This is a genomic window from Nocardioides sp. URHA0032 (genome assembly GCF_000620645.1).
Classification (GTDB): domain Bacteria; phylum Actinomycetota; class Actinomycetes; order Propionibacteriales; family Nocardioidaceae; genus Nocardioides.
The window spans coordinates 305,457-321,131 of record NZ_KK211159.1 but is presented as its reverse complement, the minus strand read 5'-3'; the positions used below and the strand labels follow the sequence as shown (position 1 = coordinate 321,131).

Genomic DNA, 15,675 nt, shown 5'->3' with positions numbered 1-15,675 from the left:
CAGGTCGCCCAGGTCACAGGTGGTCGGGCACGGTCAGCGTGTCCGGGTCCTGCCGGGGCGGCAGGCACTCCAGCGCGAGCTTCACCAACGCCACCCGGGCGGTGACCAGCGCCTTGCGCCGTACGCCGCGCTCCTCGCCCATCCGCTCCTCGACGGCCGCGGTGATCTGCTCGTCGGTGTACGCCGGCTTCTCCCCGGTGGCCACCTCGACGTCCGGGAGCGCGACGAGGGCCGGCAGCAGCTGGTCACCGAGGCCGTCGAGCACCACGAACCGCTGGTAGCGGCCGAGCGACTCCCACAGCTCGTCCTCGGTGCGCCGGCCCTTGCGCACGTCCTTGTCCTGCACGGCCAGCACGTTCTTGGCCACCCCGGTCAGGGCGACCGTCAGCTCGTGCTCGGTGAATCGCATGGGGCAAGCATGCCGCGTGCTCGTCACTGCCCGGGCCGGGGGTTGTCGGGGGGAACCCGACGACACGCCGCGTGCCTCCCGGCGTGTCCGCGGGTTTCTCCGGTCAGCCGGAGAAACCCGCCCTCGGCCTCAGGCAGCCGCCGCCTGCTTCCGTGCCTGCTGCTGCAGCCGGGCCGCGGCGGCGCGGCGCACCTTCGGGCCCTTGGTGGTCATCGCCCAGAGGAGCTTGGCCTGCGAGGGCAGGTTCTTCGCGTTGGTGGTGGCCAGCCAGCCGTTCGGCAGGGAGAGCCGGACGACCTTGTGCCAGGCCGAGTAGACCTGCTGCCGCAGCGGCGCCGCGTGGTAGTTCAGGTCGTACTTCTCGAACAGCGCCTGCACCCGCGGGGCCACCTCGGCGTACCGGTTGCTCGGCAGGTCCGGGAACAGGTGGTGCTCGATCTGGTGCGAGAGGTTGCCGGTCATCAGGTGCATGGCCTTGGAGCCGGAGATGTTGGCGGAGCCGAGCATCTGCCGCAGGTACCACTCGCCGCGCGTCTCGTTGTCCGGGATCGCGCTCCGCTCGAACGTCTCGACGCCTTCGGGGAAGTGGCCGCACATGATCACCGAGTGCGACCAGACGTTGCGGACCAGGTTCGCGGTGAAGTTGGCCGCGACCGTCGGCAGGAACCCACCGAACGGGATCGCCAGCGCGGGGTTGACGACGTAGTCCTTGGTGGCCTGCTTGCGGATCTTCTTCAGGGTCTTCTTCGCGTTGGCCTTGAAGGTCTCGCTGCGCTTCTCCTTCGGGACGGACAGGTTCTTGCCCAGCTCGAGGTCGTACGCCGCGATGCCGTACTCGAAGAAGCACGCGTTGATGAGGTTCCAGAGCGGCTGGGCGAGGTACATCGGGTGCCAGCGCTGGTCCTCGTCGACGCGCATGATGCCGTAGCCGAGGTCGTTGTCCTTGCCGACGATGTTCGTGTACGTGTGGTGGATCTCGTTGTGGGAGTGCTTCCAGCCCTCGGCGGTCGAGGCGTTGTCCCACTCCCAGGTCGTCGAGTGGATCTTCGGGTCACGCATCCAGTCCCACTGGCCGTGCATGACGTTGTGCCCGATCTCCATGTTCTCGAGGATCTTGGCGACGGAGAGGCCGACGGTGCCGAGCACCCACAGCGGCGGCAGCGCGGAGCCGAGGAGCACTGCGCGCGAGGCCAGCTCGAGGCGGCGCTGCACGTCGACGATCCTGCGGATGTACGCCGCGTCGCGGGCGCCCCGGTCGTCGAGCACGTCCTGGCGGATCGCGTCGAGCTCGATGCCGAGCTGCTCGATGTCCTCGGGGGTGAGGTGGGCGGTCGGGTTCTCGGGCTTCTTGGTGATGGCGGTCATGGTGTCTCCTCGCGATCTCTCAGTGGTCGAGGTGGCACGGCCCCGCGGCCGCGTTGATGCAGGTCTGGATCGGTACGCCGCCCGGGCCGGTCTCCCCCGGCACCGCGACGGTGATCGCGCCGTTGCGGAGGTCGCGGACGGCGCCCTCCTTCATCGGCAGCACGCAGCCCATGCAGATGCCCATCCGGCAGCCGCTCGGCATCAGGACGCCGGCGCCCTCCGCGGCGTCCAGGATCGGGGTGGCGCCGTCGGCGTCGACGGTGCGACCGTCGGCGAAGGACACCGTCCCGCCCTCGCCGGGCTCGACGGTGACCGGCCGGAACCGCTCGGTGTTGAGCAGCAGCTCACGCGACGCGTAGTGCTCCTCGAGCGCGTCGAGGAGGCCGGCGGGCCCGCAGGCGTATGCGGTCCGCTCGGCCAGGTCGGGCACCAGCTCGTCGAGGTCAGCGACGTCGAGCAGGCCATGCCGGTCGGTGTGCAGCTCCACCAGGCGGATCAGCCCGCGCGCGGCGTACCCGCGCAGCTCGGGCCCGAAGATCACGGCGTCCCGGGTCATCGCCGAGTGCAGCAGCACGATGTCGCCGCGGAACGGCTCGGACCGGCTGAACAGGTTGCGCAGCATCCCGATCACGGGGGTGATGCCGGAGCCGGCGGTGACCAGCAGCAGCTTCGCGGGCACCGGCTGCGGGAGGACGAACTCACCCTGCGCCTGGGCGAGCTGGATCATCTGCCCGGGACGCGAGCGATGGACGAGGTAGTGGGACACGACGCCGTCGGGGATCGCCTTGACGGTGATGCTGATGCATCCGTCCGGGCGCGGCCCGTGGGTGAGGGAGTACGTGCGCCAGAGGCGGACCCCGTCGACGTCGACGCCCATCCGGACGTACTGCCCGGGCTGGTGGCCCGCCCAGTCGCGGCCCGGCTTGATGACGATGGTCGCGGCCTCGGTGGTCTCGGGCCGCACCTCCACGATCCGCCCACGCAGCTCCGCGCCGCGGCGCAGCGGGTGGAACACGTCGAGGACGTCGTCGATCTCCAGCGGGGTGACGGCCGCCTCGACAACCCGGCGCAAGCCCTGGCGCAGGTTGAACCCGCGGCTCGACCGGGCGCGACCGGACGGGACAGCGATGCTCATGCGTCCAGTGTGCTACACGCAGGGCGTAACATCATGACCACTGGACGTGAAGATCCACGTCACATTTGTTCGGGTCGAACAATTCGAGGGTCATATGGAACGACGTACGCCGCGGCGGACCGCCGACCACGGGCTCCGGCTCCCGGCTCCGGCGGTCGAGCAGATGCGCGCCGAGCTGCCGGGCGTCGCCGAGCACGTGGTCGCGGCGATCATCGACGAGGTGCCCAGCTACACCGACGCGTTCAGCGGGCAGATGGGCGAGACCATCCGGAACGCGGTGCAGCTGGCGCTGGCGGGCTTCCTGTCGCTGGCCAGCGGCCGTCGCGGCGCCGACGCCGGCACCCCCACCGCACCCGCGGTCGAGGGCTCCTACCAGCTCGGTCGCGGCGAGGCCCGCAGCGGCCGGACCACCGAGGCGCTGCTCGCGGCGTTCCGGATCGGCGCCCGGGTCTCCTGGCGGGAGATGTCGATGACGGCCGTCGACAACGGTGTGGACGGCGAGGCCCTGGTCGGGTTCGCGGAGCTGGTGTTCGCCTACATCGACGAGCTCTCCGCCGCGGCCGTGGCGGGCCACACCGACGAGCTCGAGACGAGCGGCCGGGTCCGGCAGCGGATGCTCGAGCGGGTCGCCCACCACCTGCTGCGGGAGTCGCCGGTCGACCAGGTCGTGGCGGCCGCGGCCCGGGCCGGCTGGGAGCCGCCCGAGACGCTCACCGCCGTGATCGTGCCCGAGTCGCAGGTGCGACCGGTGCTCTCGTCGGTCGCACCGACGACCCTCCAGGCCGCCGACCTGCCCGAGCTCGAGGACGGCGTGCTGCTGCTCGTCCCCGACGCCCACGGGCGCCGGCGCCCCGGCCTGCTGCGGGCGCTGGCCGACCGCGGCTCGCTGGCCGGTCCGGCCCGGCCGTGGCTGGAGGCGCGGGCGTCGTACGACCGCGCGCTGCGTGGGCGGGCCGCCGGCTTCGAGCTGGACACCGAGGCGCACCTGGTCGAGCTGGTCCTCGACGCCGACGCGCCCGCGCGCGCCGACCTGCGGGACCAGCTGCTCGCGCCGCTCGCCGACCTGCGCCCCGGCACCGCGGAGAAGCTCACCGACACGCTCCGTTCGTGGCTGCTGCACCAGGGCCGGCGCGACGACGTGGCGGCCGCGCTGTTCGTGCACCCCCAGACCGTGCGCTACCGGATGGGGCAGCTGCGCGAGCTGTACGGCGAACGGCTCGACGACCCCGAGACCGTGCTGGCGCTCACGGTCGCGCTCGGTTGAGGATTGGACCAATCCGGTCGGGGCCGGGTTCCGAACCACAGGTGTCCATGACACACCCTCGGGAGGGAACCCCATGTCCATCCACCGCACCGTCCGCACCTCCGCCGCCGGCCTCGCGGCCGCGGCGCTCGCCGCCGCCACGTTCGCGGGCCCGGCTCCGGCCCAGGCCGCGGCCGCCAAGCCGACGAGCATCGCCCAGGTCCTCGCGGCCGACGGTCACCGTTTCGACCGGAACTGGAGCGACTTCGACATCCTCGACGCCGCCGTGGGCGCAGTCCTGGAGGCCAAGCCCGACAGCCCGGTCGGCGTCCTGGCGAAGGGGAGGACGAAGCTCACGGCCTTCGCGCCCACCGACCGCGCGTTCCGGAAGCTGGCCCACACGCTGACGAAGTCGTGGCCGAAGACCGAGAAGGCGACCTTCAACGCGATCGCGAAGGCGGCCGGGATCGACACCGTCGAGCAGGTGCTGCTCTACCACGTGGTGCCGGGACGGACGCTGACCGCGGCGAAGGTCGTCAAGGGCGACGGCAGCAAGCTCACGACGGCCCAGGGCGGCAGGATCACCGTCCACGTCGGCAGCAAGCAGGTCACCCTCGGCGACGCCGACCCGGACCGGCCGAACCCGCGCGTGATCGCGACCGACATCAACAAGGGCAACCCGCAGATCGCCCACGCGATCGACCGGGTGCTGCTGCCGATCGACCTCTGAGCGTCACCGGCGACCCGCGTCACCGAGCAGCACCAGCTGCCGGGTGGCGCGGGTCATCGCGACGTAGCGGTCGACCGCGCTCCACGACTCGGGGTCCACGAGCACCACGAGGTCGAACTCGAGCCCCTTCGCGAGCTCCGGGGTCAGCGAACGGACCCGCTCGGTGTCGGCGAGTGTCGGGTCGCCGATGACGCAGGCCGTCCCCTCGGTGTGCTGCGCGAGGACCCGGGCGAGCTCGTCGTACGACCCGTGCACGACCGGCAGGCCGCTGCTGCGGATGGAGGTCGGCACGTTCGCGTCCGGCAGGGCGGCCCTGATGACCGGCTCGGCTTCCGACATCACCTCCTCGGGCGTGCGGTAGTTGATGGTGAGCGACGACTCCCGGATCTCGTCGAACCCGACCCGCTCGAGCCGCTCGCGCCACGACTCCGGGAACCCGCGCCGGGCCTGGGCGCGATCGCCCACGACCGTGAAGCTCCGCGACGGGCAGCGCAGGAGCAGCATCTGCCACTCCGCGTCGGTCAGCTCCTGCGCCTCGTCCACCACGACGTGCGCGAACGGCCCGGCCAGCAGGTCCGGGTCGAGGGCCTGGGTGCCCTCGTCGGCCAGGACGGCGCTCAGGTCCTGCCCGCGCAGCATCCGCATCACCATCATCTCGGAGTCGTCGGTCTCGATCAGGTGGTCGACGACGGCGTCCATCTCCTCGCGCCGGGCGGCGACGGCGGCCTCCTGGCGACGCCGCCGCCGCGACGCCTCCGGGTCGCCGAGCCGCTGCCGGGCCGCGTCCAGGATCGGCAGGTCGGCCACCGTCCACGCCTGGGGGTCGCTGCGCTGCAGCCGCCGTACGTCGTCGGCGTCGAGCCAGGGCGCGCACCGGCGCAGGTACGCCGGGACCGACCACAGGTCGCCCACGAGGTCGGCCGCGTCGATGCGCGGCCACGCCCCGCCGAACGCGTCGACGAGCGCCTCGTCCTGCGCCAGCGCCCTTCTCAGCTGCTCGGGCGGGACGTCGGCCTCGCACTTGTCCACGAGGATCGCGACGAGCGCGTCCCAGACCTCGTCGCGCGCCTCGTTGTGCGGCGTCCCGGGGTCGGCGGCCGCGAACGCCTCGGCCCAGTCGTCGGCACCGAGCCAGATGTCGGCGTACGGCGTCTCGACCGCCATGCCCTGCGTGGGCGGCTCCTCGTAGAACCGGACCGCAGGCTCGACCGCCGCCACCACGGCCGCGGACGCCTTCAGCCGCGCCACGTCCGGGTCGGTCTCGGCCACGGCGGCCTCGCCCTCGGGAAGCAGGTCGCGCAACGTGCAGGTCTGCACACCCTCCTCGCCGAGGCTCGGCAACACGTCGGCGACGTAGCGGAGGTAGGGCCGGTGCGGGCCGACGAACAGCACGCCGCCGCGACCGGCGCCGAGCCGCGGGTCGGCGTAGAGGAGGTACGCCGACCGGTGCAGCGCGACCACGGTCTTGCCGGTGCCCGGGCCGCCGTCCACGACCAGGGCGCCGCGCGAGCTCGCGCGGATGATCGCGTCCTGATCGGCCTGGATGGTGCCGAGCACGTCGCGCATCCGCGGCTCCCGGCTGCTCCCGAGGCTGGCGATGAACGCCGAGTCGTCGTCGAGCGCGACGTCGCTGTCGAGTGCGCCAGGGGTGAGCACCTCGTCCCAGTAGTCGGTGACCCGGCCGCCGGTCCAGCGGTACCGGCGGCGGCTCGCCAGGCCCATCGGGTCGGCCGGGGTCGCGGCGAAGAACGGCTCGGCCGCGGGCGAGCGCCAGTCGACCAGCAGCCGGCGGCCGGTGCGGTCGGTGAGCCCGAGGCGCCCGACGTACACGGGCTCCGAGCCGTCCGCCCACACCATCCGGCCCAGGCAGAGGTCCAGGCTGAACCGGCGCAGCGTCCGCAGCCGCGTCGTCAGCCGGTGCACCTCCTGGTCGCGCTCCAGCGCCTGCTGCCACTTCCCGCCGGGCGCCCGGCGTTCGGCGTCGAGGCGCTCGGTCAGGTCGGCGATCGAGTGCTCGAGGCTCGCCGCCATCGCGGCGAAGTGCAGCTCGTCGGTGGTGACGAGCGCCGGGGCGGCCTTGGTGGGGTGGGCATCGAGGGCGAAGGCGGTCACGACGGCCCATGGTGAGGCCGGACGGGGGCCTTGCCGCAAGGCCCCCACTCCGCTATACGTTGTAGATGCCGGGGAAGGTGCCCGGAAGGGGGTCCTCCCCCACGAGTCCGTCGACGGACTCCCGGATCAGGTCGGCATGGCCGACGTGCCGGCCGTACTCCTCGATCAGGTCGAAGACCAGGCGCCGCACGCTCGGGTGGTTGCCCTCGTCGTCGGAGACGTCCGCCGCACCGTCGAGGCCGCCGTCGGCGACCGCCTCGGCGAGCAGCGCCTGGCCCTTCGCCACCGACTCCACGTAGAGCCGTTCCAGCGACTCGGCGGTGTCGTCGTCCTCGACCCGGAAGTGCCAGTCCTCGTCGTCCCAGTCGGCCTGGTCGAAGGGCGCGAACGGGGCGCGCCCGTGCAGCTTCCACGAGAGGGTGATCGCCTCGACCACCGCGAGGTGCTTGAGCAGCCCGCCGAGGGTGAGGGTCGAGCGGCCGAGGGTCGTCCTGAGGGCCGCGTCGTCGAGGCCGCCGCACTTCCACAGCAGGTAGCCGCGCAGCCGGTCCAGAGAGCCGACCAGCGCCTCGACCTCGGTACCGGCGAGCGGTGGTTCCTGTCCGATCGTGATCTCCATGTGCGCGACACTAGGACCATTCCCGGACGATCCACTTCCCCGACGGCCCGAGCACTTCTCGCGCTCGAGCTGATCCAGGCGCGCCCCGGCATCACCGCCGACGACCTCGGCGCGGGCCTCGGCGTCACCGGGCGCGCGGCCCGGCGGTACGTCGCGATCCTCCGCGAGGCCGACCTGCCGATCGAGTCGGCCAGCGGGCCGTACGGCGGCTACCGCGTCGGCCGGGGGCTCCGGCTGCCGCCGCTCATGTTCACCGCCGCCGAGGCGACCGGGCTGGTGATGGCCACCCTCGAGGGGCACCGCGGCGCCGCGGACCCGGCCGACGTGGTGGGCGGCGCGCTCGCGAAGATCCTGCGGGTGCTGCCGGACCGGGTGGCGCCGCCCAGGCCCGAGCCGACCGGCGCCGGCAACGTCGCCTCGGCCGAGCACCTGGACCGGCTGCTCGCGGCCTGCGAGTCCGGCCGGCTGCTGGGCGTGTCGTACCGGATCGGCGAGAGCACCTCGGAGATGCACGTCGAGCCGTGGGCGGTGGTGCTGCGGCACGGCCACTGGTACCTGCTCTGCTGGTCGCGCAGCCGCGACGCCCAGCGGGTGCTGCGGGTCGATCGCATCGCGGGGGTGCAGTCGCTGCCCGAGACGTTCGCGCCGCCGGAGGGGCTGGACGCCATGGCGGTCGTCGAGGCGCACTTCTCCCAGGGGTGGCGGTACGCCGTCGAGGTGCTCGTCGACGCTCCCCCGGTCTGGGTCCGGCGCTGGGTGTCGCCTAGCCTCGCGCGGCTCGAGGAGGCCGAGGGCGACCGGACCCGGATGGTCGCCACGACCGAGGACCCGGACTGGTACGCGCGGCAGCTCGCCGCGATCCCGGTGACCTTCCGCGTCGTCGACGCGCCCGAGCTGTCCGCTGCCGTCGAGGAGCTCGGCCGGCGACTCTCGGCGGCGTCGGGTCCTGGCTGACTAGAGACCCTGCCAGTCGGGCTTCTCGGACCAGATCTCGCGGTAGTACGCCGATCGCTCGAGCCCGGAGGCCGCCGCCTCGTCGAGCAGCACCGTCGCGTGCGGGTGCAGCTGGAGCACCGACGCCGGACAGCTCGCCGAGAGCGGACCCTCCACCGCAGCCGCGACGGCCTCCGCCTTGGCCTCGCCGGCGGCGAGGAGCAGCAGGTGCCGAGCGCGGAGGATGGTGCCGAGTCCCTGCGTCAGCACGTGCCGCGGCACCGCCTCCACCGAGTCGAAGAACCGCGCGTTGTCACGGCGGGTGCGCTCGGTCAGCGTCTTGATCCGGGTCGAGGACCCGAGCGAGGACCCGGGCTCGTTGAACGCGAGATGCCCGTCGCCGCCGATCCCGAGCACCTGGAGGTCGACGCCACCGGCGGCGCGGATCGCCTCCTCGTAGCGGACTCCGGCTCGCCGCAGGTCGGACGGGTCCGGGCTGCTGACCCGGTCGCGGTCGATCCCGAGCGCATCGGTGAGCTCGCGGAGGATCGTCTCCCGGTAGGTCTGCGGGTGGCCCGCGGGCAGCCCGACGTACTCGTCCAGCAGGAAGCAGCGCACCTTGCCGTACGACGGACCGGTCCCGGCGCGGTGCCGCCGGACCAGCTCCCGGTACGCCGGGAGCGGGCTGGAGCCGGTCGCCAGGCCGAGGACAGCAGCGGCGTTGCGGCGGACGAGCGCCTCGATCGCGTCGGCGGCGAGCGTCGCGGCGTCGGAGGTGATCACGACCTCCATCAGCCGAGCTCCAGCTCGACGGTCTCCTCGCGCGGCGGGAGGCCGAGCAGCCGCAGCGGGGTGCTCGTCGCGGTGGCGACCGCCTCCTCGCGCGAGCAGCCGGTCTGCGCGACCAGCAGCCGCAGGCACTCGGCGAGGGAGGCGGCCGAGCCGGCGAGGGTGCCGTCCACGAGCCGCACGGTACCGCCGGAGACGACGACGTCCTGGTCGCCGAGCCGGGCCGGACCGTCGGGGAGGCCGAGCGCCGCGGTGGTGTCGGACACCGACAGGAACCGGTCCGGGCCGAGCGCATGCCACGCCGTCCGCACGAACAGCGGGTCCAGGTGGTGGCCGTCCACGATCAGCCCGGCGACCAGGTCGCTGCCGCCGAACGCCGCGCCGACCGGGCCGGGCTCGCGGGGCAGCAGGGGCGGCATCGCGTTGCCGAGGTGGGTGACGACACGGGCGCCGGCCTCGACGGCGGACGCGACCTCCGCGGCGGTCGCGTCCGTGTGACCGACCGAGACGAGCACGCCGTTCGAGGTCAGCCGCTCGACGACCTCGAGCGCGCCGGGGAGCTCGGGCGCGATCGTCGCCAGCACCACCCCGGCCTCGCGGGACCAGCCGTCGACGAGGTCGAGGGACGGCGGCCGCAGCCAGTGCGCGGGGTGCGCCCCCTTCCGCGCCGGCGCGAGCATCGGCCCCTCGAAGTGCAGACCGAGCGGCTCGGCCCCGGACCAGCCGGCGGGCGGGCCCGCGCGGAACGTCGCGAGCGCGGTCGTCCGCGCCGCAGGGTCGGCGGTGATGACGGTCGCCACGAACGCCACCACGCCGTACGCCGGCAGGGCGGCCGCCACCTCCCAGAGGCGGTGCGGCTCGGCGGTCAGGTCGATGCCGGCCGCGCCGTTGACCTGCAGGTCGACCAGGCCCGGGACCTTCATCGGCTCCCCCTCATCGGCCGAGCAGCGCGGCACCGACGGCGGCCACGGGGTAGTTGGCGGGCACCACCCGGAGCCGGCCGGCCAGGTCGAGCGAGGCGAGGAACGGCGAGGACGCGGCCTGGTCGAGCAGGGCGCCGGCGACCGCGACGCGGAGCTGCTCGCCGAGCTGCGCGACACCGCCGCCGAGGACGACGGTGCGCGGGTCGACGGCGAGCGCGAGCACCCGGATCGCCGAGGCGACGCCGGCCGCGAACTCGTCGCGCAGCGCGATCGCCTTCGGGTCGCCGGACTGCGCGGCGCCGAACAGCGCCTGGGCGGGCGCGACGTGGCCCGCCGACGGCCAGGCCGTGGCGAGGGCCGAGCCGGACGCGATCGTCTCCAGGCAGCCGCGCTGGCCGCACTCGCAGACGATGCCGTTCGGGTCCACCGGGATGTGCCCGACCTCGCCCGCGGCCCCGTGGTCACCGCGCCGGAGCCGGCCCTCCAGCACCAGGCCGGCCGCGAGGCCGGTCCCGATGCTGACGTAGACGAGGTCGTCCTCGCCGCTCATGGCGACGGCGCCGAGGGTGGCGACGTTGACGTCGTTCTCGACGACGACCCGGACACCGAGCCGGTCGGCGAGCTGCGCGCCGAGCTCGAACCAGTCGCCGTCCAGGCCGAGGTTCACCGCGTGCTTCACCGCGCCGCGCTCGTGGTCCACGAGGCCGGGGATGCCGACGCCGACCGGGCCCGTCAGCGGCTGGCCGGTCGCGGCGCGGAGGGCGTCCACGACGCGCGCCGCCGTACGGACGACTCCCTCGGTGCCGGGCTCGGTGGCCTCGCGCACCTCGGCGAGGATCTCGCCCGCGTCGTCGATCACGACCCCGAGGGTCTTGGTGGCCCCGATGTCCAGGCCGACGTTCACCGCTCCCACCCCGCCTTCCTCAGCAGCTCCTCGACCACGACTGCCCCCGGCCGGGAGTACCCACGCGTGCAGATCCTCGGCGGCCCGCCGTCGTACGGACCGGGCCAGCCCCACTCCACCACGACCGCGGCACCGGTGACGTCGATCTCGGGACGCCGGTGCGCGTCGCGCACCTGGAGGACCACCGAGCGGTCGACCGCCACGTGCTGCCCCGGGCGTACGACGCGGTCCGGGGCCAGCCCCCACGGCACCTCCCCGACAGCGATGTTCGCGGCGGTCGCGACGCTCACGACCTCCGCGCCGCGCAGGTCGGGCAGCTCCCCCTCCACCGTCGTCGCAGCCCGCGCTCCGACCAGCTGGGCAGCAATGTCGAGGCGCCCGGGGGTCCCGGCACCCCGCGGCATCCGGGCGATCCGGTCGACGGCGTCGCGCAGCCGCGCCTCGGGCAGCCGGCCGGTGCGCACGGCGGCCGCGATCGCGGCCTGGATCTCGCGGACCAGCCCGGTGTCCTTGTCGGCGCCGATGCACAGCAGGTCGGCGCCCGCCAGCAGCGACAGCACCGCGGCCTCGGGGATGCCGCGCCCGGCGCACGCGCCGGCCATGTCGAGGGCGTCGCTCACGATCACGCCGTCGTACCGCATCCGCTCACGCAGCAGGCCGAGGACCGGCGCGCTCAGGGTCGCGGGCAGCACCGGGTCGACGGCGGGTACGACGATGTGCGAGGTCATCACGGACGCGATGCCGCAGCGGACCGCCGCCGCGAAGGGCACCAGCTCGCGGGCTTCGAGCACCGCCAGTGGCACGTCCACCGTCGGCAGCTCGAGGTGGCTGTCCTGGGCGGTGTCGCCGTGGCCGGGGAAGTGCTTCGCACAGGCCGCGACGCCGGCGGCCTGGAGTCCCTCGACCCAGGCGACGACGTGCGCGGCGGCGTGGGCCGGGTCCGCTCCGAAGCTGCGGGTGCCGATCACCGGGTTCGCGGGATCGGTGTTGACGTCGGCGACCGGACCGAGGTCGAGGTCGATGCCGGCGGCCGCGAGCTCGGTGCCGATGGCGTGGCCGGTGGCGCGGGTCAGCGCCAGGTCGTCCGCGGCGCCGAGGGCGGCCGGGCCGAGCACCGGGCTGCCGGTCGTCGCGTGCAGCCGGGTGACGTCCCCGCCCTCCTCGTCGACGGCGACGACGGCGTCCGGAGCGATCGCGCGGATCGCGGCGGTGAGGTCGGCGACCGCCGCGGGACCGTCGGCGGTGTTGCTGCCGAACAGGCACGCACCGCCGAGGCCCTCGCCGAAAAGATCGGCCCAGTCGGCGGGCAGCGTCGTACCCGGGAAGCCGGGGAGCAGCACCTGCAGGCCGAGGCGGTCGAGGCTCATCCCTTCACCGCCCCGGTCGTCAGGCCCGCCACCATCCGGCCCTGGACGACGAGGAAGAACACGACGACCGGGATCGCGATCAGGGTGGAGCCGGCCATGATGCCGCCCCAGTCGGTGCCGCGGTTGACGTCGGTGAAGGTGCTCAGCCAGAGCGGGAGGGTACGCCGGTCCTCGCGGGTCATCACGACCAGAGCGAGGGTGAACTCGTTCCAGGCCTGGATGAACCCGAAGACGCCGGTCGCGACGAGGCCGGGCGCGAGCAGCGGGAACGTCACCCGGAAGAACGCCTGCACCCTCGAGCAGCCGTCCATCATCGCGGCCTCCTCGAGCTCGTACGGGACACCGGAGACGAAGCCGCGCAGGGTCCAGACCGTGAACGGCAGCACGGCGGCGACGTACACGATCGACAGGCCGACCACGGTGTTCAGCAGGTTGACGCCCTCGAGCATCTTGTACTGGGAGATGAAGAGCCCCTCGACGGGGATCATCTGGATCACCAGCAGCGCGACCACGAACGACTTCATCCCGCGGAACCGGAACCGGGACACCGCGACGGCCGCGACGAACGCGAACGCCAGCGCGACCACGATGGTGAGCACGGTGACCATCAGGCTGATCTTGAGGGCGTTGAGGAACTGGTCGCCCTCGAAGACGGTCCGGTAGTTGTCGAGCGTGCCGCCGAGGGGCAGCCAGGTCGGGTCGGGGTTACGGATCCTGTTCCGCGGCAGGAACGAGCTGTTGACCATCCAGTAGACCGGGAACGCGCAGAGCAGGAACGCGACCACACCGGCGAGGTTCGCGGTGACCTTGAGGGACCGGCGGACAGGGCGCGGCATGTCAGTCCTCCTCCTTCTTGAGCATCGCGCGGACGTAGGGGCCGGTCAGGATCACGGTGAGGACCAGCATGAAGATGGCGACCGCGGAGGCCATGCCGAACTTCCCGCCGCCGATGCCGAGCCGGTAGATGTAGGTGCCGAGCAGGTTCGTGTCGTGGGTGGAGCCGCCGGCCTGCTGGAGCACGTAGATCTGGGTGAAGACGCGCAGGTCCCAGATCACCTGGAGCAGCGCGACCACGAGCAGCACGTCGCGGATGCTCGGCAGCACGATGTGGCGCAGCCGCTCGACGGGGCCGGCGCCGTCGATCTCGGCGGCCTCGACCAGGTCCTCGGGCACCTGGGTGAGCGCGGCGTACACGGTGAACGCCACGAAGGGCACGCTCATCCAGACCACGATCACCGTGGCGACGAAGAAGAACGAGAGCGGCTGCAGCAGCCACGAGTGGCCCTCGTAGTCCATCCCGATCCTGGTCAGCGACCAGTTGACGATGCCGTACTGGGTGTCGAAGAGCCACTGCCACACGGTCAGGGACGCGACCACCGGCATCGCCCAGGCGAGCAGCAGCGCGCTCTGCACCGCGATCCGGACCGGCTTCGACATGTGCCGCATCAAGAGCGCCAGGCCGACGCCGAGCACCAGCGTGGCGACCGCGTTCACGAGGCAGAACACCAGCGAGCGCAGGGTGACCCGCCACAGGTACTCGTCGGTGACGAGCTCCCGGTAGTTGTCGAGCCCGATCCACTCCGGCGGCCGGCCGAACTGCTGGGCCAGCCCGTAGTCCTGGAACGAGAGCAGCACCTGGCGGACCAGGGGGTAGCCCAGCGCGAAGCCGAGGGCGAGGACGGCGGGCAGGACCAGGAGGTACGGCAGCGCCGTACGGCGGGGGCGGGGCGCGGTCTCGCTCACGGTTCCTCCTTCCTGGACCTCTCAGGGGCGAGTCTCGGGCATGGCACGGCCGGGGCGGCGGCTTGCACCGCCCCGGCCGGGCTCGCGTCGCTGCGCAGCGCCGCTAGCCGTTGAGCTGCGAGTTCATCTGCTCGTCGGCCGCGGCCGCGAGCTCCGTGACGTCGCCGCCCTGGGCGATCTTGCTGAACAGGTCCTCGAGCACCCGCGAGCCCTCGACGTTCGCCCAGCCCGGCGCCGCCGGGGTGAGCTTGGCGTTCGACGCCGCCGCGATCGTGGCCTGCGCGAACATGTCGTCGCCCAGGAGCGAGGCGAGCGAGCTCTTGGCCGGGGTGAGGCCGTTCTTCGCGAGGATCGTCTGGTAGTCGTCGCTGAGCATCAGGGCGACCGCCTTCTGGGCGAGCTCCTGGTTCTGCGACTTCGCGGCGATCGCGATGTCGGAGCCGCCGAGCAGCACCGGCGCGGGCTGGCCGTCGGAGCCCGGAAGGGCGAAGACGCCGACCTTCTTGGCGAGGTCCGGGCAGCCGGTCTTCGGGTCGTTGAGCAGGCCCATCACCCAGCCAGGAGTGGACATCATGCCGGTCTCGCCGGCGCAGAACGGCGTCCACGGGTCGGCCTCGTTGCCGTCCTTGGCCGCGCCCGACGCCTGCTCGAAGAGCTTCTGCGCGGTCTCGAGGCCCGCGATCGAAGCGTCGTCCTCGAGGGCGCCGCTCCACTCGCCGCCGTCGTCCGTGGCCAGGTCACCGCCGGCGTCCCAGATGAACGCGGCCCCGTTGCGCCAGTCCTGGCCCGGGAACCAGAAGCCGGAGAAGTTGGCCGGGTCGGGGTTGGCGTCCTTCAGCTTGATCGCGTCGTCGACGAACTCGTCCATCGTCGTCGGCACGTCGGTGATGCCGGCCTTCTCGAACAGGTCTGTGCGGTAGAAGATGTACTTCGAGCCGGCGTAGTAGGGGACGGCGTACGTATTGCCGTCCACGGTCGCGCCGTCGACGAAGCCCTGGAGCAGGTCGTCACCGCCGAGCGAGTCGAGCTGCTCGGTGAGGTCCGAGAACGCGCCCGCCGAGGTGAACGTGGGCGCCTGCGTGTTGCCGATCTCGACCACGTCCGGCGTCTCCGACTCGCTGGACAGGGCCGTGGTCAGCTTCTCGACGAGGCCGTCCCACTCCTGCTCCTCGATGGTGAGGGTGGAGCCGGGGTTCTGCTCCTCGAAGGCCTTCTTCAACCACTGCCGGGCCTCGTCCGGCGTGTCGGTGCCGTTGAGCCAGACCCGGATGTCGGCGGCCTGGGGGGCGGAGTCGCCCGACGAGCCTTCTCCGTCGCTGCTGTCGCTGCCACAGGCAGCGAGGGCGGTGAGGGCCAGACCGGCCAGCGCAGCACCCGCAAGTGTCTTCTTGATACGCACCGCA

15 protein-coding genes are annotated in these 15,675 nt (G+C 73.0%); 3 read left to right on the top strand and 12 right to left on the bottom strand.

Translation table 11 applies throughout. The features are described from left to right. Positions 1–13 precede the first annotated feature (13 nt). From N538_RS0115270 to N538_RS0115260, 3 genes are all read right to left on the bottom strand, one after another. On the bottom strand, positions 14–409 hold the full coding sequence (locus tag N538_RS0115270) for a hypothetical protein (protein WP_028638006.1): 396 nt from the start codon (positions 407–409) through the stop codon (positions 14–16). Positions 410–538: 129 nt separating this feature from the next. After that, complete coding sequence (locus N538_RS0115265) at positions 539–1,774, bottom strand: fatty acid desaturase family protein (protein WP_028638005.1); 1,236 nt, start codon at positions 1,772–1,774, stop codon at positions 539–541. 19 nt (positions 1,775–1,793) lie between these two features. Beyond that, on the bottom strand, positions 1,794–2,909 hold the full coding sequence (locus tag N538_RS0115260; RefSeq protein ID WP_028638004.1) for a ferredoxin reductase: 1,116 nt from the start codon (positions 2,907–2,909) through the stop codon (positions 1,794–1,796). Between the two features lie 94 nt (positions 2,910–3,003). Between N538_RS0115260 and N538_RS0115255 the strand changes: the two genes are divergently transcribed. Both N538_RS0115255 and N538_RS0115250 read left to right on the top strand, forming a co-directional pair. Beyond that, the gene (locus N538_RS0115255) at positions 3,004–4,173 is read left to right on the top strand and encodes a PucR family transcriptional regulator (protein WP_028638003.1); all 1,170 of its coding nucleotides are present in this window, start codon (positions 3,004–3,006) and stop codon (positions 4,171–4,173) included. A 73-nt stretch (positions 4,174–4,246) separates the two neighbouring features. Next, positions 4,247–4,882: a fasciclin domain-containing protein gene (locus tag N538_RS0115250; RefSeq protein WP_028638002.1), complete on the top strand. Its 636-nt coding sequence runs from the start codon at positions 4,247–4,249 to the stop codon at positions 4,880–4,882. Positions 4,883–4,885: 3 nt separating this feature from the next. Here the strand turns inward: N538_RS0115250 and helR are convergent, their stop codons facing one another. Both helR and N538_RS29065 read right to left on the bottom strand, forming a co-directional pair. Beyond that, the gene (helR, locus tag N538_RS0115245) at positions 4,886–6,994 is read right to left on the bottom strand and encodes an RNA polymerase recycling motor ATPase HelR (protein ID WP_028638001.1); all 2,109 of its coding nucleotides are present in this window, start codon (positions 6,992–6,994) and stop codon (positions 4,886–4,888) included. A 52-nt stretch (positions 6,995–7,046) separates the two neighbouring features. Next, the gene (locus N538_RS29065) at positions 7,047–7,613 is read right to left on the bottom strand and encodes a mycothiol transferase (RefSeq protein WP_028638000.1); all 567 of its coding nucleotides are present in this window, start codon (positions 7,611–7,613) and stop codon (positions 7,047–7,049) included. On the opposite strand from N538_RS29065, the gene N538_RS0115235 reads away from it, so the two are divergent. Beyond that, the gene (locus tag N538_RS0115235; protein ID WP_231496237.1) at positions 7,614–8,567 is read left to right on the top strand and encodes a helix-turn-helix transcriptional regulator; all 954 of its coding nucleotides are present in this window, start codon (positions 7,614–7,616) and stop codon (positions 8,565–8,567) included. Here N538_RS0115235 and N538_RS0115230 read toward each other — a convergent pair whose 3' ends face one another. The 7 genes from N538_RS0115230 to N538_RS0115200 all read right to left on the bottom strand — a co-directional run bounded on the left by N538_RS0115230 (position 8,568) and on the right by N538_RS0115200 (position 15,671). Beyond that, entirely contained in the window at positions 8,568–9,338 is a 771-nt protein-coding gene (locus N538_RS0115230; protein ID WP_028637998.1) for a glucosamine-6-phosphate deaminase, read from the bottom strand. Continuing rightward, on the bottom strand, positions 9,338–10,258 hold the full coding sequence (locus N538_RS0115225; protein ID WP_051549331.1) for an N-acetylglucosamine-6-phosphate deacetylase: 921 nt from the start codon (positions 10,256–10,258) through the stop codon (positions 9,338–9,340). The genes N538_RS0115230 and N538_RS0115225 overlap by 1 nt, the downstream gene beginning before the upstream one ends. A gap of 10 nt (positions 10,259–10,268) precedes the next feature. Further along, positions 10,269–11,171, bottom strand: coding sequence for an ROK family protein (locus N538_RS0115220; RefSeq protein ID WP_028637996.1), 903 nt, complete (start codon positions 11,169–11,171; stop codon positions 10,269–10,271). Then, entirely contained in the window at positions 11,159–12,529 is a 1,371-nt protein-coding gene (locus tag N538_RS25680) for a glycoside hydrolase family 3 N-terminal domain-containing protein (protein WP_051549330.1), read from the bottom strand. Before N538_RS25680 ends, N538_RS0115220 begins: the two co-directional genes overlap by 13 nt. Further along, positions 12,526–13,365: a carbohydrate ABC transporter permease gene (locus N538_RS0115210; protein ID WP_028637995.1), complete on the bottom strand. Its 840-nt coding sequence runs from the start codon at positions 13,363–13,365 to the stop codon at positions 12,526–12,528. The genes N538_RS25680 and N538_RS0115210 overlap by 4 nt, the downstream gene beginning before the upstream one ends. A 1-nt stretch (position 13,366) precedes the next feature. After that, positions 13,367–14,272 carry a carbohydrate ABC transporter permease gene (locus tag N538_RS0115205; protein WP_028637994.1) on the bottom strand — a complete coding sequence of 302 codons (906 nt, stop codon included), beginning with the start codon at positions 14,270–14,272 and terminating at the stop codon, positions 13,367–13,369. 103 nt (positions 14,273–14,375) lie between these two features. Continuing rightward, the gene (locus tag N538_RS0115200) at positions 14,376–15,671 is read right to left on the bottom strand and encodes an extracellular solute-binding protein (RefSeq protein ID WP_197025356.1); all 1,296 of its coding nucleotides are present in this window, start codon (positions 15,669–15,671) and stop codon (positions 14,376–14,378) included. Positions 15,672–15,675 lie beyond the last annotated feature (4 nt).

What these genes read in the sequence shown, in the direction of transcription:
- N538_RS0115255 (WP_028638003.1), top strand. Translation starts at nt 3,004, where the DNA reads ATGGAACGACGTACGCCGCGGCGGACCGCCGACCACGGGCTCCGGCTC.
- N538_RS0115260 (WP_028638004.1), bottom strand. Translation starts at nt 2,909, where the DNA reads ATGAGCATCGCTGTCCCGTCCGGTCGCGCCCGGTCGAGCCGCGGGTTC.
- N538_RS25680 (WP_051549330.1), bottom strand. Translation starts at nt 12,529, where the DNA reads ATGAGCCTCGACCGCCTCGGCCTGCAGGTGCTGCTCCCCGGCTTCCCG.
- N538_RS0115250 (WP_028638002.1), top strand. Translation starts at nt 4,247, where the DNA reads ATGTCCATCCACCGCACCGTCCGCACCTCCGCCGCCGGCCTCGCGGCC.
- N538_RS29065 (WP_028638000.1), bottom strand. Translation starts at nt 7,613, where the DNA reads ATGGAGATCACGATCGGACAGGAACCACCGCTCGCCGGTACCGAGGTC.
- N538_RS0115210 (WP_028637995.1), bottom strand. Translation starts at nt 13,365, where the DNA reads ATGCCGCGCCCTGTCCGCCGGTCCCTCAAGGTCACCGCGAACCTCGCC.
- N538_RS0115265 (WP_028638005.1), bottom strand. Translation starts at nt 1,774, where the DNA reads ATGACCGCCATCACCAAGAAGCCCGAGAACCCGACCGCCCACCTCACC.
- N538_RS0115225 (WP_051549331.1), bottom strand. Translation starts at nt 10,258, where the DNA reads ATGAAGGTCCCGGGCCTGGTCGACCTGCAGGTCAACGGCGCGGCCGGC.
- N538_RS0115230 (WP_028637998.1), bottom strand. Translation starts at nt 9,338, where the DNA reads ATGGAGGTCGTGATCACCTCCGACGCCGCGACGCTCGCCGCCGACGCG.
- N538_RS0115270 (WP_028638006.1), bottom strand. Translation starts at nt 409, where the DNA reads ATGCGATTCACCGAGCACGAGCTGACGGTCGCCCTGACCGGGGTGGCC.